The organism is Ruania albidiflava DSM 18029 (genome assembly GCF_000421225.1).
GTDB lineage: Bacteria > Actinomycetota > Actinomycetes > Actinomycetales > Beutenbergiaceae > Ruania > Ruania albidiflava.
Genome location: NZ_ATWL01000008.1, coordinates 39,955 through 59,513, shown reverse-complemented (window position 1 = coordinate 59,513; position 19,559 = coordinate 39,955). Strand labels below are relative to the sequence as shown.

At 69.7% G+C, this 19,559-nt stretch carries 17 protein-coding genes; 3 read left to right on the top strand and 14 right to left on the bottom strand.

Going from position 1 to position 19,559, the window contains the following annotated elements:
- Both aroA and rsgA read left to right on the top strand, forming a co-directional pair.
- Positions 1 to 1,338, top strand: coding sequence for a 3-phosphoshikimate 1-carboxyvinyltransferase (gene aroA, locus K338_RS0110860; protein WP_022918200.1), 1,338 nt, complete (start codon positions 1 to 3; stop codon positions 1,336 to 1,338).
- Complete coding sequence (rsgA, locus tag K338_RS0110855) at positions 1,338 to 2,381, top strand: ribosome small subunit-dependent GTPase A (RefSeq protein WP_022918199.1); 1,044 nt, start codon at positions 1,338 to 1,340, stop codon at positions 2,379 to 2,381. Before aroA ends, rsgA begins: the two co-directional genes overlap by 1 nt.
- Positions 2,382 to 2,475: 94 nt before the next feature.
- Here rsgA and K338_RS0110850 read toward each other — a convergent pair whose 3' ends face one another.
- From K338_RS0110850 to K338_RS21995, 13 genes are all read right to left on the bottom strand, one after another.
- On the bottom strand, positions 2,476 to 3,222 hold the full coding sequence (locus K338_RS0110850) for a succinate dehydrogenase/fumarate reductase iron-sulfur subunit (RefSeq protein ID WP_022918198.1): 747 nt from the start codon (positions 3,220 to 3,222) through the stop codon (positions 2,476 to 2,478).
- Positions 3,219 to 5,171, bottom strand: coding sequence for a fumarate reductase/succinate dehydrogenase flavoprotein subunit (locus tag K338_RS0110845; protein WP_022918197.1), 1,953 nt, complete (start codon positions 5,169 to 5,171; stop codon positions 3,219 to 3,221). Before K338_RS0110845 ends, K338_RS0110850 begins: the two co-directional genes overlap by 4 nt.
- Positions 5,172 to 5,837: a succinate dehydrogenase cytochrome b subunit gene (locus K338_RS0110840; RefSeq protein WP_423817684.1), complete on the bottom strand. Its 666-nt coding sequence runs from the start codon at positions 5,835 to 5,837 to the stop codon at positions 5,172 to 5,174.
- A gap of 281 nt (positions 5,838 to 6,118) precedes the next feature.
- Entirely contained in the window at positions 6,119 to 8,194 is a 2,076-nt protein-coding gene (locus K338_RS0110835; RefSeq protein ID WP_022918195.1) for an MGH1-like glycoside hydrolase domain-containing protein, read from the bottom strand.
- A gap of 52 nt (positions 8,195 to 8,246) precedes the next feature.
- Positions 8,247 to 9,218 (bottom strand): acetylxylan esterase, encoded by a 972-nt coding sequence (locus K338_RS0110830; protein ID WP_027286719.1) that lies wholly within the window; start codon positions 9,216 to 9,218, stop codon positions 8,247 to 8,249.
- Positions 9,218 to 10,489, bottom strand: coding sequence for an enolase C-terminal domain-like protein (locus K338_RS0110825; protein ID WP_022918193.1), 1,272 nt, complete (start codon positions 10,487 to 10,489; stop codon positions 9,218 to 9,220). The genes K338_RS0110830 and K338_RS0110825 overlap by 1 nt, the downstream gene beginning before the upstream one ends.
- Complete coding sequence (locus K338_RS0110820) at positions 10,490 to 11,359, bottom strand: SDR family NAD(P)-dependent oxidoreductase (RefSeq protein ID WP_022918192.1); 870 nt, start codon at positions 11,357 to 11,359, stop codon at positions 10,490 to 10,492.
- Positions 11,360 to 11,382: 23 nt separating this feature from the next.
- Positions 11,383 to 12,192, bottom strand: a complete 810-nt coding sequence (locus tag K338_RS0110815) for a carbohydrate ABC transporter permease (RefSeq protein ID WP_022918191.1) — start codon at positions 12,190 to 12,192, stop codon at positions 11,383 to 11,385.
- Between the two features lie 14 nt (positions 12,193 to 12,206).
- Positions 12,207 to 13,127, bottom strand: coding sequence for a carbohydrate ABC transporter permease (locus K338_RS22005; protein ID WP_022918190.1), 921 nt, complete (start codon positions 13,125 to 13,127; stop codon positions 12,207 to 12,209).
- Positions 13,128 to 13,195: 68 nt separating this feature from the next.
- Positions 13,196 to 14,455, bottom strand: a complete 1,260-nt coding sequence (locus K338_RS0110805; RefSeq protein ID WP_022918189.1) for an ABC transporter substrate-binding protein — start codon at positions 14,453 to 14,455, stop codon at positions 13,196 to 13,198.
- A 95-nt stretch (positions 14,456 to 14,550) separates the two neighbouring features.
- Entirely contained in the window at positions 14,551 to 15,243 is a 693-nt protein-coding gene (locus K338_RS0110800) for a FadR/GntR family transcriptional regulator (protein ID WP_022918188.1), read from the bottom strand.
- Positions 15,244 to 15,382: 139 nt separating this feature from the next.
- On the bottom strand, positions 15,383 to 16,639 hold the full coding sequence (locus K338_RS22000; protein ID WP_211218221.1) for a glycoside hydrolase family 183 protein: 1,257 nt from the start codon (positions 16,637 to 16,639) through the stop codon (positions 15,383 to 15,385).
- Positions 16,640 to 16,787: 148 nt separating this feature from the next.
- The gene (locus tag K338_RS21995) at positions 16,788 to 17,549 is read right to left on the bottom strand and encodes an IclR family transcriptional regulator (protein WP_022918186.1); all 762 of its coding nucleotides are present in this window, start codon (positions 17,547 to 17,549) and stop codon (positions 16,788 to 16,790) included.
- 226 nt (positions 17,550 to 17,775) lie between these two features.
- Here K338_RS21995 and hisN point away from each other — a divergent pair, with 226 nt between their 5' ends.
- Positions 17,776 to 18,597: a histidinol-phosphatase gene (gene hisN / locus K338_RS0110785; protein ID WP_022918185.1), complete on the top strand. Its 822-nt coding sequence runs from the start codon at positions 17,776 to 17,778 to the stop codon at positions 18,595 to 18,597.
- Here the strand turns inward: hisN and K338_RS21990 are convergent.
- A complete protein-coding gene (locus tag K338_RS21990) occupies positions 18,545 to 19,459 on the bottom strand; it encodes an alkaline phosphatase family protein (protein WP_022918184.1) in 915 nt (304 codons plus the stop codon). The genes hisN and K338_RS21990 overlap by 53 nt on opposite strands.
- Between the last annotated feature and the right edge of the window lie 100 nt (positions 19,460 to 19,559).

The window sequence follows — 19,559 nt, the reverse complement described above, 5'->3', positions numbered from 1 at the left end:
GTGTCGAACCTCACCGAGTCCGTCGAGCCTGCCTGGCCTGCACCCACTGCGGCCGGCCCGCTGGACGCCACCATCACCATCCCCGGGTCGAAGTCGCTGACGAACCGCGCTCTGCCGCTGGCTGCCCTGGCGAGCGAACCCACCACGGTCCGCGGCGCGCTCACCTCCCGGGACAGCGACCTGATGATCGGCGCGCTCCGGTCGCTGGGCACCCAGGTCGAGGTCAGCGACCACGGCCACACGCTGCGCATCACCCCGGGCCCGGTGACCGGTGACGCACAGGTGGACTGCGGCCTGGCCGGCACGGTGATGCGGTTCATCCCGCCGATCGCCGCCCTGGCCGACGGTCCGGTCACCCTCGACGGCGACCCGGCCGCGCGCCAGCGCCCGATGGGACCGGTGCTGCGCGCCCTGGTCGACCTGGGCGTAGGGGTCACCGCGAAGGATGCGCCCGGTGCCGGGGCTGGTGCTGCTGACGTGCCGGAGTACCTGCCCGTCGTCGTGCACGGCACCGGCCAGGTGCGCGGCGGGGAGATCGAGGTGGACTCCTCCGCCTCCTCCCAGTTCGTCTCCGCGCTGCTGCTGGCCGCGCCCCGGTTCACCGAGGGGCTGACCGTACGGCACGTGGGCGAGGTGCTGCCGAGCAAGCCGCACATCGACATGACCATCGCCTGCCTGCGCGAGCGCGGTGTGCAGGTGACCGAGCCGGCCGACGGCGTGTGGCGCGTGGCCCCGGGCGCGATCGCCGGTGGCGAGGTCACCATCGAACCGGACCTGTCCAACGCCGCTCCGTTCCTCGCCGCGGCGCTCGCCGCTGGCGGCACGGTGCGCATCCCCGGCTGGCCTGCCCAGAGCACGCAGCCCGGGATGCTGCTGCCCGGCTTCCTGGAGCAGCTCGGTGCCCAGGTCGAGCACGCCGGCGGCGTCCTGGCGGTCACCGGCACCGGTACCGTCTCCCCGGTCGACCTGGACCTGTCCGCGGCCGGTGAGCTCACGCCTGTGATCGCTGCACTGGCGGCGCTGGCTGACGGCGTCACTCACCTTCGCGGGATCGCTCACCTGCGCGGGCACGAGACGAACCGGCTGGCAGCCCTGGTCACCGAGATCACCCGCCTGGGCGGACAGGCCGAGGAGCTTCCGGACGGGCTGGTGATCCGTGGCGGGCACCTGCACGGGGCCCGGGTGGAGACCTACGCCGACCACCGGATGGCCACGTTCGCCGCGGTGATCGGCATCGCAGTGCCGGAGGTCGGGGTGGTCGACGTGGCCACCACGGCCAAGACGATCCCGGACTTCCCCGGGCTCTGGCGCGAGCTGTTCGGCGGCAGCGGGCGCTGATGCCCCGGCGGTTCCAGCACTACACCGAGGAGGACGTGCGCGTCCGCCCGAACAGGCGCGGGACGCGCCCCCGCTCCAAGCAGCGCCCGGACCACGCCGACGCAGCTCCGGGACTGGTCACCGCCGTCGACCGTGGCCGCTACCACGTGCTCACCGACGCCGGGACACCGGTGGTGGCGATCAAGGCACGGGAGCTCGGACGAGGTGCGATCGTGGTCGGCGACCGGGTGGACCTGGTCGGCGACGTCTCCGGCGCCGAGGGCAGCCTGGCGCGGGTGGTGCGGGTGCACGAGCGCAGCACGGTGCTGCGGCGCAGCGCGGAGGACAGCGACTCTCATCAGCGCGTGATCGTGGCGAACGCCGACCAGCTGGTGATCGTCACCGCGCTGGCCGACCCGGAGCCCCGCCCGCGGATGGTGGACCGGTGCCTGGTCGCCGCCTTCGACGCGGGGATGGACGCGCTGCTGTTCCTCACCAAGGCGGACCTGGCCCCGCCGGAGCCGTTCCTGCAGCGTTACGCCGGGCTGGACGTGCCGGCGGTGACCACCCGCCTGGCCGGCGACCAGGTGCACGGCCTGGAGCAGGTGCATGAGCGCCTCACCGGCCGGGTGTCGGTGCTGGTCGGGCACTCCGGGGTGGGCAAGTCCACGCTGGTCAACGCCCTGGTGCCGGATGCCGAGCGGGCCACCGGCGGGGTGAACGTGGTGACCGGGCGTGGCCGGCACACCTCGTCCTCGGCAGTGGCGCTCGCGCTACCTGAGGGCGGCTGGATCATCGACACCCCGGGGGTGCGGTCCTTCGGGCTGGCGCACGTGGAGGCGGACCGGTTCCTAGCGGCGTTCACCGACCTGGCGGAGGTGGCCCAGGCCTGCCCGCGTGGCTGCACCCACGCTGACGATGCCCCGGACTGTGCACTGGACGAGTGGGCGGCCACCGCCGGGCCGGTGGGCCGGGCCCGCCTGGAGTCGTTCCGCCGGCTGCTGGCCTCTCGCCTCGCCGGCGACGACGGACCGCACCCTCCCTGCACGGAGGTACTTTTGTGACACCGAGGCAGTCATTGCGTGCCTCAGTGTCACAAAAGTGCCTCCGCAGGCATTGGCGACCCGGCGGCACGGCCGCCCGGTCAGGCGGCGCCGGTCACTTCCGGTGCGCGATGGCCGAGAGCACGTCCCGGTCCATCCGGGAGATCAGGTCGATCTGGATGCCCTTCGGGCATGCGGCCGTGCACTCCCCGATCTGGGTGCAGCCACCGAAACCTTCGGCGTCGTGCTGGTCAACCATGTCTAGCACCCGGGAGTGCCGCTCGGGCTGCCCCTGCGGCAGCAGCCCCAGGTGCGCGACCTTCGCGGCCATGAACAGCGAGGCGGACCCGTTCGGGCAGGCGGCCACGCAGGCCCCGCAGCCGATGCAGGTGGCGGCGTCGAACGCGGCGTCGGCGTCAGCCTTGTTCACCGGGATGGAGTTCGCTTCCGGCGCCGTGCCGGTCGGCGCGGTGATGTACCCGCCGGCCTGGATGATCCGGTCGAACGACGAGCGGTCCACCACCAGGTCCTTGATCACGGTGAACGGTTCCGCGCGCCACGGCTCCACATCGATCACGTCGCCGTCGGCGAAGCTGCGCATGTGCAGCTGGCAGGTGGTGACGTTCTTGCCCGGACCGTGGGCGAGGCCGTTGATCACCAGACCGCACATGCCGCAGATGCCCTCACGGCAGTCGGAGTCGAACGCGATCGGGTCCTCGCCGTCGATGGTGAGCTGTTCGTTGAGCACGTCGAGCATCTCCAGGAAGGACATGTCCTCGGACACGTCGGCCACCTGGTAGGTGTGCATCTTCCCGGGCGCGTCACTGTCGGGCTGACGCCAGACCCGCAAGGTGATGTTCACTTGTAGCTCCGCTGCTTCATCTGGATGTTCTGGTACACCAGGTCTTCTTTGTGCAGGACCGGTTTCCCGCCCTCGCCGCCGAACTCCCAGGCGGCCACGTAGGCGAAGTTCTCGTCGTCGCGCAGCGCCTCGCCGTCCTCGGTCTGGTGCTCGGCGCGGAAGTGCGCACCGCAGGACTCGTCCCGGTGCAGCGCGTCGATGCACATCAGCTCGGCGAGCTCGAAGAAGTCGGCCACCCGACCGGCCTTCTCCAGGGTCTGGTTCAGCTCCTCGTTGGTGCCGGTCACCTTCACGTCCCGCCAGAACTCCTCGCGCAGCTCGCGGATCAGGTCGATCGCCTTGACCAGCCCCTCTTCGGTGCGCTCCATCCCGCAGTACTCCCAGACGATGTGGCCCAGGTCCCGGTGGAAGGAGTCCACCGTGCGGCTGCCGTTCACGGCGAGCAGCTTCTCGATCCTGCTGCGCACCGCCTCGGCGGCGGCGACCGCCTCCGGGTGGTCCGGGCCGACCTCCTCGAACGGTGCGTCGGCGAGGTAGTTGCTGATCATCGGTGGGAGCACGAAGTAGCCGTCGGACAGCCCCTGCATCAGGGCGCTAGCACCGAGCCGGTTCGCGCCGTGGTCGGAGAAGTTCGCCTCACCGATCACGAACAGGCCCGGGATGGTGGACTGCAGGTCGTAGTCGACCCACAGGCCGCCCATGGTGTAGTGCACCGCCGGGTAGATCCGCATCGGCACCTCGTACGGGTCCTCCCCGGTGATCTGCTCGTACATCTCGAACAGGTTGCCGTACTTGGCCTCGACCGCCTTGCGGCCCATCCGCTCGATCGCGGAAGCGAAGTCCAGGTACACCCCACGCCCGCCGGGGCCCACACCACGACCCTCGTCGCAGACCTGCTTGGCGGCCCGGGAAGCCACGTCCCGGGGGACCAGGTTGCCGAATGCCGGGTAGCGGCGCTCCAGGTAGTAGTCCCGCTCCGCGGTCGGGATGTCCCGCGGGTGGCGGGTGTCGCCCCCCTCCTTCGGCACCCAGATGCGACCGTCGTTGCGCAGCGACTCGCTCATCAGGGTCAGCTTGGACTGGAAGTCGCCGGAGACCGGGATGCAGGTGGGGTGGATCTGGGTGTAGCACGGGTTGGCGAAGTAGGCGCCCTTGCGGTGCGCCCGCCAGGTGGCGGTCACGTTGCAGCCCATCGCGTTCGTGGACAGGAAGTACACGTTCCCGTATCCACCGCTGCCGAGCACCACGGCGTCTGCCATGTGCGTCTCGATCTCACCGGTGACCATGTCCCGCACCACCACGCCGCGGGCACGGCCCTCGGCCACGATCAGCTCGAGCATCTCGTGCCGGGTGTGCATCTCCACGTTCCCGGCGGCGATCTGGCGTTCCAGTGCCTGGTAGGCGCCCAGGAGCAGCTGCTGACCTGTCTGCCCGCGGGCGTAGAACGTGCGGGAGACCTGCACACCGCCGAAGGAGCGGTTGTCCAGCAGGCCGCCGTACTCGCGGGCGAACGGCACGCCCTGGGCCACGCACTGGTCGATGATCTCCACGCTGATCTGCGCCAGGCGCCAGGAGTTCGACTCCCGGGAGCGGTAGTCGCCGCCCTTGACCGTGTCGTAGAACAGGCGCTGGATGCTGTCGCCGTCGTTGCGGTAGTTCTTCGCCGCGTTGATACCCCCCTGGGCGGCGATCGAGTGCGCCCGGCGTGGGGAGTCCTGGTAGCAGAAGTTCTTCACGTGGTAGCCGGCCTCGCCGAGGGTGGCGGCCGCGGAACCGCCGGCCAGGCCGGTGCCGATGATGATCACCGTGCGCTTGCGGCGGTTGGCCGGGTTGACCAGGTTGGCGTCGAACCGCCTCTGGTCCCAGGTCTCGTGCAGCGGCACGTCCGGGGCACTGGAGTCGGCGATCGGGTCGCCGTCGACGTAGTAGTTGCTGAGGTTGACGCTCACTTAGCCGACCAATCCAAACAGAATCGCGAAGGGTGGGATGAGGAAGCCCACTGTGATCAGGAGGGCCACGACGGTGGCCAGCACGTTCAGGTGCCGGCGGCGGCGCTGGCTGGTGTTGGCGCCGAGGGAGGCCAGCGCTGCCCACACGCCGTGGCGCAGGTGGAACCCGACGGCGAGCAGTGCCACGGTGTAGCTGAGCACCACCCACCAGATCGAGAACCCGTTCACCACCCGCTCGTACGGGCTGCCCGAGGCTCCGCCCGGGGAGATGGTGTTCCAGGTCAGGTGCAGCAGGTGGTAGACCACGAACAGCGCGATCACCACCCCGCCCCAGCGCATGGTGAACGAGGCATAGGTGCGTTGGTTGCCGCGCCGGGCCTTGGTGGACTCATACCGCTGTCCTCCGCCGCCGGCGGTGGCCAGGCGCATCCTCCGCCAGAGGGTGACGGCGCAGTAGATGTGCAGGATGACCGCCACCAGCAGCACCACGCGGATGATCCACAGCGCACCGGCGTAGGGCAGGAGCGGTTCGCCCATCGTGCGCAGGTGGTGCGAGTAGCCGTCGAAGGCCTCCTGACCGGCGAAGACCTTGAGGTTGCCGTACATGTGCGCCAGCAGGTAGAGCACGAGTATCAGTCCGCTGATCGCCATCGCGACTTTCAGCACGATGGTCGACCGCCACACTGATCTGGTCGAAGATGTCACCGTTCGCGTTGCCACCCTTCTAACCTATCCCTTCCGCAGGGTGAGACGTGCCCGGATCGCCGCGCGGAGGGCCGAACCGACAGGTCGCGTCGACGAGCGGGCGCGAGAGTGCGCAGCTGGCCGCAGGCTGTCTGGGTGACCGACGTCATAGCGAACGCCGATGGCGCGAAATTCCGCCGTTCCCCGCCTGCTCGGTCACCCGCCGGACGGGCCGACCGAGCAGACGGTCTGTGCTCGGGCGGTCAGCTCCTGGAGACCCCGCTGGCGTCCACGTCATAGCTCACGCCGCCCACGCGCAGGCCGCGCAGCACCGCATCCGGATCCACGTCCGCCAGCCGCGGTGTCGCACTCACCTCACCGGAGGGGTCCACGTGCAGACCGAACAGCCCGGAGACGACCAGCTCCACCCAGGAACCTGCGGAGGAGCAGGACCAGTCGATCAGGTACGGGAACTGCGGTGGGGTCTTGCGTGCTCCCCCGTTCACCGGCTCGGCGGCCTCCTCGACGAAGTGCGCCTGCCCCGGGGGGCCCTGGTTGGCAGTGCGAGCCAGGCCGGGCAACCAGTGCGCCACCACGTCCGGGCGGCCGAGCTCGATCACTGAACGGGCCGCATCGGCCGGCCAGGCCGGGTAGGCGCCGTTCCACTGGTGGTCGGCGCGTAGCGAGTAGCCAGCATCGGCATCCAGCGGCGACAGCGCCCGCATCCAGGAGGGGGTCTGCAGCTCTCTGGTGAAGAAGTCCACCATCTCGGCGCGGACCTGCTCGTCGAGGTCGTCGGCGATCGTGGTGCCGACCGTGGCGAAGTCGTAGCAGTGCCGGGTGGGCAGCAGCGTGCCGTCGGGCTGGCGGGCGTGGAAGAACCCAGCCCCGGGGATGTACAGCTCCTTGACCAGCTCGGCGAGTTCATCGGCCTCGGTGCGCAGCTGGGCGGCCTCCTCGACGTCACCGTCCAGCTCGGCGATCCGGGCCGCGGTACGCATGCACCAGACGTTCGCGGCGTTCAGGCTGGCGACCTCGTGCACGTAGGTGGACACGCACTCCAGCAGGTTGTCGATCTCGCCGTAGTCCGCCAGGCCGCTGCTGGACCGGATCCTGTGCCAGGCCCGCGCCCAGGACCGTACGTGCTCGCGCAGCGGGCGGGTGACACCATCCGGTGTGGTGAGCTCCTCGTCGAGGAAGCCGATGTCTCCGGTGTAGGCGATGTAGTCACGTACCAGGCGGGTCATCGCATAGTGGTTGACCGAGTACCAGTAGCCGACCGGCCCACCGGTGAGCCACTCGGTGCCGAAGTGGGAGTCGATGTCCAGGCCCACCCAGTGCGCGATCTGGCGGCGCATCACCGCAGGGTCGAGCAACGCGTGCACCTGCGAGGACAACGAGTAGTCCCAGATGAACGTGGTGGTCTGCCAGTACCTGGGCATCAACGTGTCGTAGGTGCGCCCGAGCACCGAGGCTGGGTTGTCCCGCCGGAACCAGAGCACTCCGACCGCGCCCCACCAGTACAGCCGGCGCAACGCCTCGTTGCTGGTGTCCAGGACGGGCAGCGCGCCGGAGAACTCCCCGTCCTGCGGGTCGAAGAGTGCGGCGATGGAGGCGTCCCAGGTCCGCTCGCTGTCCGCGGCGGCTCGGTCCAGGCCTGCGACCATCCGGTCGGCAGCAGCGACCGCGTCCGTCTGCTCCGCCGCGATCGCGTGCACGTACCCCCACGTCACCTCGCCGCCCGCCGGGACCTGCACCTCCGCCTCGACCACCCGAGGGCCCCCGTCGAGCAGCCGAGCGCCCTCCGGCAGCACGAGCTCCTGCACCGCCCACGCGCGCTGGTCGCTGCCGAGCACCCGAGCCCCGGAGCGACTGGTGCGGTTGACCGCCTGCGGCGGCTCGGCTGCTCGCCAGGGCTCTGGCGACCGGGTCACGGTCGAGGTGAGCCAGACGCCGAGCCGCAGCGTGCGCTGCGGGCCGGTGTTGCGCACGCGCAGCTGCACGCTGACCCCGGGCTCCCCCGGCGGGCACACGGTGACCGTCTCGATCTGCCAGCCGTCGATCTCGGTGCGGCGCTCCACCCGGTCCGGTCGCCAGCGGGTGTGCACCGGCTGGCCGAAGGACCGGGCCAGGCGACCGTCAAGGTACAGCTGCGCGCTGATCGAGTCGCCCTGGGACACCGGCGGCACGTTCAGGCTGCGCACTGCCAGCACGTCGTGGTCAACCTGTGCGGTGGCCCAGTGGTTGGTCAGCCCGGGCGGGTTGACCATGTCGTCGTAGCGGTCCAGCACCTCGTCGCCGGACAGGTCGGCGCAGGTGGGGATGAGCGGGTTCGGCACGTGGATCTCTCCTGTTGTTCCGGTCGTGTCGGTCGAAGAACGTGGGTGTCGGTCAGCCGGACAGCTGCTGGTGCAGCCAGCCGGCCAGGTGGGCATCGTCGTGGGCACCGCCGGCCTCGTGGCCGTTGTAGCGCCAGGTGCGTACCTCGGGTGTCACCTGCTCGATCGCGTTGATCGCACCGAAGATGCCTGAGGGTGGGCAGACCAGGTCAGCCAGGCCCACCGACACCCAGGTGGGGCAGGCAATCCGTGGCATCAGGTGGGTCAGGTCGACGTGGTCGAGCACCGTGAGGATCTCCTCAGCGCGGGTGCGGTGCACCCCCAGGTAGGCCGCGAGATCCCCGTACGGGACGGCGTCGGTGACCTCCAGGGAGCGCGCGATACCGCACAGGAACGGGGTCCGTGCGCCGGTCGCAGCGACCCCGGGGTGCAGCGCAGCGGCTGCCAGCGCCATCGCCCCACCCTGGCTGTGCCCCACGGTCGCGATCCGTCCGGGGTCAGCGCCGGGCAGCTGGGCTGCAGCATCGACGGCGAGCGCCGCGTCGGTGAGCAGACGGCGGTAGTACAGGTGGTCGGGATGGTCCACGCCCTTGGTCAGCAGCCCGTTGCCGGCCGGTCCGCTGCCGTGCGGGTCCGGGGTGTCACCGGTGTTCCACACCCCGCCCTGACCACGGGAGTCGACCACGAGCTGGGCGAACCCGTGGGCGGCCCAGGTGAGCCGTTCGTGCACCAGGCCGCGGCCGCCGCCGTAGCCGAGGTACTCCACCACCACCGGCAGCGGGCTGCTCGCACCTCGCGGCAGCAGCCACCAGCCGCGCACCTCCTCCCCGCCGAAGCCGGAGAAGGTGACGTCGTAGCTGTCCACCACGGCCAGCCCGGCGGTGACCGGTTCGCACCGGGTCGGTCCGGCGGCGGCCCGGCTCTCGGCCAGGGTCCGGTCCCAGAACTCGGTGTGCCCGGCAGGGGCCGGCCGCGGGCAGCGGTACTCGCGCAGCTGCGCCAGCGGCAGGTCGACCAGCACCATCAGGGCCACCGGGCGTACAGGTCAGCCAGGGCCGGTGGGAGCTGGTCGTCGGTGTGGTCGGCGAAGCTGCTGTTCGGCAGCAGCGGGTACCAGTCCGGTCGGCTCGGGTCCCGGTCGTAGGGGTAGGGCCCGAGCTCGCGGTAGAGCTCGGCGTACTGGGCGACCTTGTCGCGGTCCAGCTGTACGCCCAGGCCCGGCTCGGTGGGCACGGCCATCTTGCCGTCGGTGTAGGGCCGCAGCCCGCCGACCACCACGTCGTCGAGCAGGTGGTGGTAGTGCGCGTCGGCGGCGAAGGTCAGGTTCGGCAGTACGGCGCCGAGGTGCAGCATAGTGGCCAGCTGGATGCCGAGCTCGCCGGAGGAGTGCACGGCCACGCCGAGGCTGAACGCCTCGCAGATGCCGCCGGCACGGATGCAGGGGCGGATACCTCCCCAGAAGGTGGTGTCCAGCAGGATCACGTCCACAGCCGGGTTGAGCACGTTCGCGGCGAGCTGCTCGAAGTTCACCACGACCGTGTTGGTGGCCAGCGGCACCCGGGTGTTCTCCCGCACCCGGCGCATCCCGGTCAGGGAGTAGACCGGGTCCTCGAGGTAGTCGTTCGGCAGGTCCTCGATGGCGTGGGCGAACCGGATGGAGTCCTCGGTGCTGAGTGCCCCGTTGGGGTCGTAGCGGAACCGGTCGTCCGGGAACGCCTCGGCGAGCGCCCGGTAGCCCTCGAGCTCGAAGTCGGTGTCGAAGACCCCGGCCTTGAGCTTGTGCACCCGGAACCCGTGCTGCTCCTTCAAGCGCCTCGCCTCGTCGACCAGCTGGTCGATGGTGCGCACCTCCCCGGTGCCGTCCCGGCCCGGGTACCGGTAGAAGAGGTAGGAGGCGAACTCCACCTCCTCGCGCACCTGGCCGCCGAGCAGGTCGTGCACTGGGAGCCCGGTGTCCTGACCGAGCAGGTCCAGGCAGGCGAACTCGATCGCGGCGAGCAGCTGGGTGCGGTTGTTGTACAGGCTGGCGGTGGGGTTGGCGATCATGAACCGCAACGCCTCGAGGTTCGCCGGGTCGTGGCCGACCAGGTAGGGCTGCAGGGCGAGGATCGCCTGCTCGGCGCTCTGCCCGCCGCCGCCCATCTCCCCCAGGCCGACCAGCCCGTTGGTGGCCTCCACCTCCACGATGGTGCGCACGAAGTAGCCCCAGTGCGCACCGTTGGAGTGCCGCAACGGCGCCTCCAGCGGCATGGCCACAGTGGTCGCCCGGACCTGGGCGATGCGTAGCGAGCTCATTCAGCTCTCCTTGGTCTCGTCATCGGGAAGGGCGACGGCGTTGCCCGCGGTGAGCCCGCCGTCCACCTTGACATCGGCGCCGGTCACGAACGAGGAGTGCGGACCGAGCAGGTAGGCGACCACGTCCGCCACCTCCCGTGGCTGGGCGACCCGGCCGATCGGGTGGGCCCGGCCCCAGTCGGCGACGATCGCCTCCACGTCGGCGTCGCTGTCAGCGTGCAACGACGCTGCCCAGCGCAGCATCGGCGTGTCCACCGAGCCGGGGCACACAGCGTTCACGCGGATCCCCTCGGCAGCATGGTCGACCGCCATCGCGCGCATCAGGGAGAGCAGCGCCCCCTTGGTCGCGGCGTAGGCGGCCACGCCCTGCTGGGCGACATAGGCCTGGACCGAGGCGACCAGCACGACGGCGCCTCCTGCGTGGCTGCGGATCTGCGGGATGGCCAGGTGCGCGGCCAGGAACGCGCCGCGTACGTTCACGTCCATCGTCCGGTCGTAGGTGGACATCGGGGTGCCGTCGACCGTGCCGTAGGTCTGGATTCCGGCAGCGCACACCAAGGAGTCGACACCGCCGCCGGCGGCGACCTGCTCGAAGGCGGCGGTCATCGCTGCCTCGTCGGTGACGTCGGCGGGCACGGCGATGATCCGCCCCGGCCCGGTCTGCCGTGCGGCCAGCGCCTCGAGTGCTTCGGCGTTCACGTCGATCGCGTAGACGACGGCGCCCTGCTCGGCGAGCAGCACGGCGACGGCCTCGCCGATACCGGCGGCAGCACCGGTGACCGCAGCACAGGCCGGCGACCGGGCGGCCTCCTGGCCCAGGTGCGTGGATGACGCGAGGTGGGCCCCGCCGTCGGGACGGTTCTGGGACATGACGACCTCCTGAAGGTGGACGACTAGAACTGGCCCAGGGACAGGCCCCGGGTGAATATGCGCTGGGTGGCCAGGAACAGCACCACGGTGGGCAGCGAGACCAGCAGTCCACCGGCGAGCACTGTGGACATCGTCGAACCGCCATAGGTGCTCTGCAGTGCCGAGAGCGCGGTGACGATGGGGCGTACCTCGGCCGACTGGGTGAGGGTGAGGCCGAGCAGCAGGTCGTTCCAGACGAACGTGGCTTGCAGGATGAACACCGCCACGAGCGCTGGGACGGCCATCGGCAGGTAGATCCGCCAGAAGATCCGCCAGGTGGTGGCACCGTCTACCACGGCGGCCTCGAACACCTGGTGCGCCACTCCGGTGAAGAAGTTGCGCATCACGAACGCCGAGAACGGCACCGCGATCACGGTGTAGACCAGGATCATCCCGACCCGAGTGTTGAACAGTCCGGTCTGGGCATATCCGACGAACAACGGCATCAGGATCATCTGCAGCGGGAAGATGGACGCGGCGAAGATCACCACGAGCCAGAAGAACCCGTTCCGCAGCCGGAGCGCCACGATGGCGAACCCTGCGGCAGCGCCGACGACGACTGCGATGGCCGGGGCGACGATCGCGTAGATCGCAGTGGAGAGCACACCGCTGTTCAGCTTGCCGCGGCTCCAGGCATCGAGCATGTTCTGCCCAAGTCCCCCAAGGGTCCCCGGCTCCCACAGGCCGTAGTTGCCGAACTCCGCAGGAAGCTTCGAGGCGTTCGCCAGCAGCAGGTACACCGGTACGAGCCAGAGCAGGCCGAGGATGGCGAGTACGATCTTGCGCGCAATCATGGTGGGCTCCTTCCTCACATCGCTCGGCTGTCGGCCAGCTGACGGCGCAGGTACAGGATCGAGGCGAGCACCGTGATCACGGTCAGGAACAGCGCGACCGCTGCCCCGAGTCCGTAGTCGTTGTTCACGAACGTCTCCTTGTACATGGTCAGCGCGAGCGTCTCGGAGACTCGCCCTGGCCCGCCCTGGGTCATCGCCCACACCACGTCGAAGGTCTTCAGGCTGCCCACGATCGCCAGACCGACCACCACAGTGGTCAACGGAGCGAGCATCGGCCACGTCATGGTCCGGAACAGGGTGAACCCGCTGGCTCCGTCGACTCGAGCGGCCTCGATCGGCTCCTTCGGGATGGACTGCAGCCCGATACCGAACAGCAGCGCGTTCACACCGGCGCCCTGCCAGCTGGCGGCCAGGATCATCATGACGGTGTTCAGCGGCCCGTCGAGCAGCCAGCGCAGGTCGGCGCCGGGCAGGTGCAGAAACGACAGCGCCTGGCTCAGTGCTCCGTTGGTCTGCAGCACGAAGGACCAGATCACACCGACGGCTACCCCGGAGATCGCGTACGGGATGAGGAACGGGAGCCGGAACCAGGTGGCGTTCGGCATCCCGTGGCTCAGCACTGCGATCAGCAGGCCCAGACCCACGGGGAGCAAGATGGTCCCGATCACCCAGAACAACGTGTTCCGCAGCGAGACCAGGAATCCCGGGTCGGCGAACATCGCGGTGAAGTTGTCGATACCGACGAACTCGGGATCGCCGAGGCCGTTGTACTCGGTGAGGCTGATCCAGCTGGTCCAGATGAACGGGAGGTAGAGGACGACGGCTACCAGCAGCACCCCGGGTGCGACGAATCCGATGCTGGAGGTCCAGTACGGATTCTTCGGCTTGTTCCCCCTCGGGAGCAGCTCGGCCCGCCGGGCGGTCGGAGCAGACACGCGGTCTCCTTATTCTCAGCGTGGGCAGAGGTGGGGCGAACTACGTATGGTCCGCCCCACCTGGGAGGTCAGGAGTTGTCGGCCCAGTAGGCGTCCGCAGCGTCCTGGATGGCCTGCAGGTGGCCCGTCGGGTCGTCGTTGTTGGTCACGAAGGCACCGAACTCCTCCGAGGCGACCGTGTAGATCTCGTTCGGGGTGGCTTCGAGGTACCGGCGCATCTGCAACGAGTCGTCACTGGTGGCCTGCGTGGTGATCTCCGCCAGCCCCTCGTCGGTCACGGTGGCCTCAGGGTTGAAGGAGACATCTCCGCGGGACTCGCTCCAGGCGGACTGCGCATCGGTGGTCATCCACCACTGCGAGTAGGCCAGGGCTGCCTCCTCGTTGTCGCTGTCGGCCCCCACGCACAACGGCCCGGTCTCCACGATCACCGGCGTCTGCGGCAGGTCCCCGTCCACGGCCGGCAGGAGGAACGAGCCGTAGTCCTCGCCGGAGACCATGTCCAGATCGTTCAGCTGGCCGGTGAAGAACGTACCGAAGTAGGCCATCGCCACGTCACCGCTCTGCAGCAGTACCTGGGGATCGGTCTCCACACCAGGGTCGATGAAGTAGCCGTCGGACTGCATCTGGTGCCAGATCTCCATCGCCTCGACGACTGGCGGGTCGGTGTAGCTGACACTGCCGTCGGACAGCCCGTCATAGGCGTCCGGGTCCAGTCCGGCCAGGATCGCCTGGAACCAGACGAACTCGAAGATGATGTTCATCTGGTGCAGCGGCGTCACGCCGTTGGCCACCAGCGTGTCGGCCACGTCGATGAACTCTTCCCACGTGGTCGGCACGTCGAGGCCGTTGTCCTCGAAGACCTGGGTGTTGTAGTACATCACCCAGTAGACGACGTTCATCGGCACGCAGTACTGCGCACCCTCGTAGGTGTAGTTCTCGGCGAGCTCCTCGGTGACATACCCGTCGGCGATCGCCTCGTCCCAGATGTCTGTCGTCTCGGCCACCAGTCCCTGGTCCACCAGCTCGGCCAGCTGGTCGCCGGTGTGCCAGGTGAACAGGTCCGGACGCTCGTTGGTGCGGAACGACTGCTTGATGAACGCGTCGTAGGCCGTAGGGTCCGAGTAGCCGGTGAAGTCCAGCTGCGGGGCGACCCCGTCGGAGGCATCGTTCATGTCGTCGAAGGACGACTCCCAGGCTGCTTTGTCGGTGAAGAAGCTCAGCGTCGTCTCGGCCGGGTCGCCGCCTCCGTCGCCGCCGCCCGAGCATGCGGTCAACGCGAGGGCGGCTGAGGCAAGCACTGCCGTGGCCATCGCCATCCTGGTTTTCATCGAGACACCCCTTCGTGGTCGGGTGGTAGGTGGAACTGAGGGTCGGGTGGTGCGAGGACCCGTCCGGCGCGGGCCGGCGGGTCGGTGGGACGTCGCTAGGAGCGCGCCCGGACGATCGTTGCCACATGTTCGAGGTGCCCGGCCGCAGCTCTCTCTGCATCGGCCGGGTGGCCCTCACGCACAGCGGCAGCGAGGCGCGCGTGCTCGTCGTAGTCCTCCACCGCGTCTCCGTGCAAGCGCAGGATCTCCCGCTGCGCATCAGCGTGGATGAGGACGATGGAGTCGAGTACCTCGGCGAGGACTCCGTTGCCACCGGTGGCGGCGACGGCACGGTGGAAGTCGAGGTTGGTGAGCCATAGGGCGTCGTCCCGCTCGGCGATCTGCTGCCGGGCCCGCGCGAGGCTCTCCTCCATCCAGGCGAGCCCGACTGCGTCCTGCACCTGTGCGGCGAGCGCGGCGATCGGCGGCTCGATCCGTCGTCGGGCCTCGAGCAGCTCGATCAGCTGACCCTGGTTCGGCCGGGGGCTCAACGGGTTGGCGAGCACCCGGCGGCCGGCGTTCGCACCGACGTAGATACCAGAGCCGTGCCGGAACTCCAGCACGCCCAGGCCTTCCAACCGCCGGAGCGCCTCCCGCATGGTCGGCACGGCGACGTCGAAACGTGCGGCGAGCACCTTGACCGAGTCCAGCGCGTCACCAGGGCCCAGACCGTTGTCGTTGACCATCCGCACCACGGCGCGGGCGAGGTCGCTCGAGAGCGTGCGTCGGAAGTCAGCGGACGAGGTCATAAAGTGATCTAATCATTTTATGACCCGTGGCAGCAACTCGGACGGCGAGGTCGAGAGGCCCTGGTGACGTGATGGCCTGGGGCCGCCCGGCGAGCAGGTGGTGGCGCGAGCAGGTCCGGAGGCTCGAATCGGCCAGGCGCTAGCAGTGCCCGGGTCCGCCGGGCCCGGGGCGGTGCCCGTGACCCTGACCATTGCCACCGCCGAGGCCGTGGGCGCAGGGCTCGCTGTCGGGCCAGACGATGTCGAGGTCGATGGTCACGAACCGTGGCCGGTAGATGGTGACGTCCTCGTACAGGTCCTCGGAGTCGAAGCTGTTCACGTTGTAGCTGATCGTCAACGAGTCCTCGGCGCGCAGCTCGGGGTGCTCGTGAGCGTTGTAGGCAAAGATGTTCGGGTCGCCGTAGCTGCCCGCAGCACCGACCTCGGGCATCTGCGCCACCTCGCCGACCAGCTCGAACGGGCCCGCCGGCGAACAGGCAACATAGGCGTTGATGGTGGCGCTGAACTCCTCGTGGGTGTCTTGGGTGATCAGCAGGTATCCGTCGGCGAATGCCGCCACGCTGTACTCGTTCGCAACCCCGTCCATCACCCGCGCGCTGCTGGACTCGTGCGGCGACCAGCGCCGACCGTCCCAGAACTTCCACGGTCGGCTCAGGTCGCTGCCGACCACCCGGGCGACGTGCATGTACTTGCGCTCACCCTGGTCCTCGACGCCGTAGATGTAGGTGTACTGACCTGCTGGCTCGATCCAGCTCGCCCACTGCACCCCCGTGGCCGAGGGCAGGTCGACCAGGTCGAGCAGCTCAAAGCTGTCCGGGTCGAAGGTAGCCAGGTGGTTGCTGTCCCAGCCGAAGTCCCACATCCCACCGCCGCCGTCCCAGTACTGCAGCGCCATCAGCTGGATGACTCCGTCCCTGCGCTGCAGACCGTCGCCTACCCAGAACCAGCCCGGTTCCTCCGGCGGAGGCAGCAATGCCTCGGGCTCCTCGGCGGTGCCACCGTGGGCGGTGCTCAGCTCGGTGCCCTCCTGGACCACGAAGCTGTTGTTGATGAACGGGGCGGACTCCGGTCTGGTGCCATCGGCGTTGACCGGTCCGAGGAAGGTGTCGGAGAAGACCCACACGTCTCGGCCGTCGCGGAGCGGGATCGAGTACGTAGAGTCTCCTCCGGTCCACCCGGCGCCGGTGTCGGCATAGTCGGTGAACAGCTCCGTCAGGTCCGCGGCGGGGGTAGCAGCGCTCGCGATCTGCGCATCCACCAGCTCACAGGACCGCTCCGGCGGTGTGGCCCCCGCCGGAGCGCTGGTGCCTGGTAGTGCTGTGAGCGCCAGGGCGACACCCGCACCAGTGGCAGCAGCTGCACTCCACGGGCGGGGGCGGGACATCGGTCTGGGCATCGGAGCTCCTTTGCCACCTGGTCGAAGATCGGCGGGCACCTTTCCGGTGCGTCATTCCGTCGTAGCGAACGATCGTTCCAGAACGATGTCATGTGGTCAGGACCTGGTCAAGGGAGCTGCCGGTGCGGTGCGCGCTGCGGCGGACGACTCAGAGCGCCCGTGGGACCGCCAGCGACTCCGGCAGCCCCGTCTCGACGATCTCCCTGAGCCTGCGGCCGATCCCCGGCAGCTGGGGCCGGAGACGTTCGGCGGGCATCGTCACGCTGATCGCCGCCGTCGGCCGCCGAGCACGCAGCACTGCCACCGCGACACAACCGATACCTGGTTCGGAGTCGCCGTCCTCGCAGGCATAGCCTTCCAACCGGGCGGAGACGATCCCCTGCCAGGAGCGAGACACCTCCTCGTCGGTGAACTGTGCCGCCGGGGCGAACTTCGACAGTGTGCTCCGGTCTACCTCCTGGCAGGCAAGGATCGCCCGGCCGAGGGCTGTGGTGATCGCCGGCAACCGGCGGCCCACCTCGCTCCACACCCGGATCGCCCGGGGTGGCTCCGCCTTGTCCAGGTACACGATGTCCGTGCCGTCCAGCACACCCAGCTGGCACAGCTCCTGGAACTCGTCGCGCACCGACGCCAGCAGCGGGTGCAGCAGTGCCGGAAGGTGTTCGTGGTCCAGGAAGTTCGCGCTCAACGCCAGGGCCGCGTGTCCGAGACGGTACCGCCCGCCGGCAGGTTCCTGGCTGACGAAGTGGCGGTGCCGGAGCGCGGCGAGCGTGCGGTGCAGGGTGGACTTGGCGACGCCGAGCGCTGCGGCGAGCTCGGCAAGGCTTCGTCCCTGCGGTCCGGCTCCGGAGAGTTCGGTGAGCACCAGCAGCGCCTTGTCCACGCTGCCCATCGGAGAGGGATCGTTCATCCGAGGCTCCGGGGACGCAGACAGGTGCTCACAGCCAGAGGGTACGCGGATCGACGCGGTGGTACCCCGGGCGCCTCAGCTACTCGATGACCGTGCTGGCATCGCCGAAGGACGACCGCAGCTCCTTTCGCCCGGCGGTATCGGCACGTCGACCACGTCACGTCGCCTCGGTGCCCGGCCCGCGCGCCCCGACCAGTCCGCTCGACCCGGACGGTACGTTGCGGACATGACCTCTGACGCTGTCCCGGCCGAGCGCGCGGCTCGCCCGCGCTACGACGACGACCTGCGCCTCGCGCACGTGATCGCCGACCAGGTCGACGCCCAGACCATGGCGCGGTTCAAAGCCATCGACCTGCACGTGGAGACCAAGCCGGACACCAGCCCGGTGACCGACGCAGACCGGTCCGCCGAGGAGATCGTGCGCGCCCAGCTCGCCCGCACCCGGCCGCGGGACGCGGTGCTCGGTGAGGAGTTCGGCACCACCGGCCACGGCCCCCGGCAGTGGGTGATCGACCCGATCGACGGTACGAAGAACTTCGTCCGCGGTGTGCCGGTGTGGGCCACCCTGATCGCTCTGATCGACGACGGCACCCCGGTGCTCGGCGTCGTCAGCGCCCCTGCCCTGAACCGACGCTGGTGGGCGGCGACCGGCTCCGGCGCCTGGACCGGCCGGTCCCTCTCCGCCGCGACCCGGATGCACGTCTCCGGGGTGCGCGAGCTGGAGGACGCCTCGCTGTCCTACTCCAGCCTGGCCGGCTGGGAGGATGCGGACCTGCTGGACGAGTTCCTCAGCCTGGAGGCCTCGGTGTGGCGCTCCCGTGCCTACGGGGACTTCTGGTCCTACATGCTGGTCGCCGAGGGCGCGGTGGACATCGCCTGCGAACCGGAGCTGGAGCTCTACGACATGGCCGCCCTGGTGCCGGTGGTCACCGAGGCCGGTGGCCGGTTCACCTCGCTGGACGGCCAGGACGGCCCGTTCGGTGGCAACGCGGTGGTCAGCAACTCTCACCTGCACGACCTGGTCCTGGCGCAGCTGCACCGGGCCTGAGGGCCGCACGGGCGCCGAAGGGCAGCCCGATGAAGGCCTCGCTCCGTGGCGGCAGCCCGAGCACGTGGCTCACGTGCCCGGCCACGTCCGCCAGCTCCAGCGGTGCGCTGCCTCCGGTGGGCACCCCCGGCCCGCAGGCGCTGATCCACGCGGTGCGTTCGGCATCCGTGTCGCCACCGTGCCCACCCTCGGGCCGGTGACCATGGTCGGTGGCCGCGATCACCAGCCAGTCCTCCTCGGCCCGGCTGCTCCGTGCCTCGAGAGCGTGCAGCAGCTGCCCCACCCGCTGGTCCGAGGCGGCGATGAGCTCGCGGTAGAGCGGCCCGACCCCGCTGTGGTGCCCGGCCGTGTCACAACCGTGCAGGTAGACGAAGGATACCGACCCGGGGCCGCTGGTGAACCCGCTGAGCGCGTCGGCTGCTGCGTCCACCACGAGCTGGTCGGCGCAGTGCCAGTCCGCCGGCCCGGCGTCCGACCCGCGCGGGCAGTCCGGCAGGAAACCGCCACCGGCCAGCAGCGGTCCCCCGCTGTGGTTGGTGACCAGCGGTTGCCAGTCCGCCCCGACGAACGTCTGCATCCCCGGACGGTGGCTGGTGGCCCGGTGCACCACGTCGGGGTGGGCAGCCAGCTCGTTCCCGGTGAGGTCGTTGTCCAGGATGCGGTGGCTGGCCGGCAGCACACCGGTGAGCATCGTCGCCCAGCTCGGTCCGGAGATGGTCGGGACGTCCGGGTGCACCAGGACCGGCCGGTGCAGACCTGCTGCTCCGATCGCATCCAGGTGCGGGGTGGGCACCTCGGCGAACGTGTCGTGCCGGACGCCGTCGATGCCGATCAGCAGGACATGCGTCGCCGTGGCGCTCATCGGTGGGACGCCTGCGTCGTCATGGGACGATGCTAGCTGTGCCCTTGTCCTCGGGGCATCGGCAGCTCTGTCCACAGCTCGGGCGGGGCTCGCCGTTCTT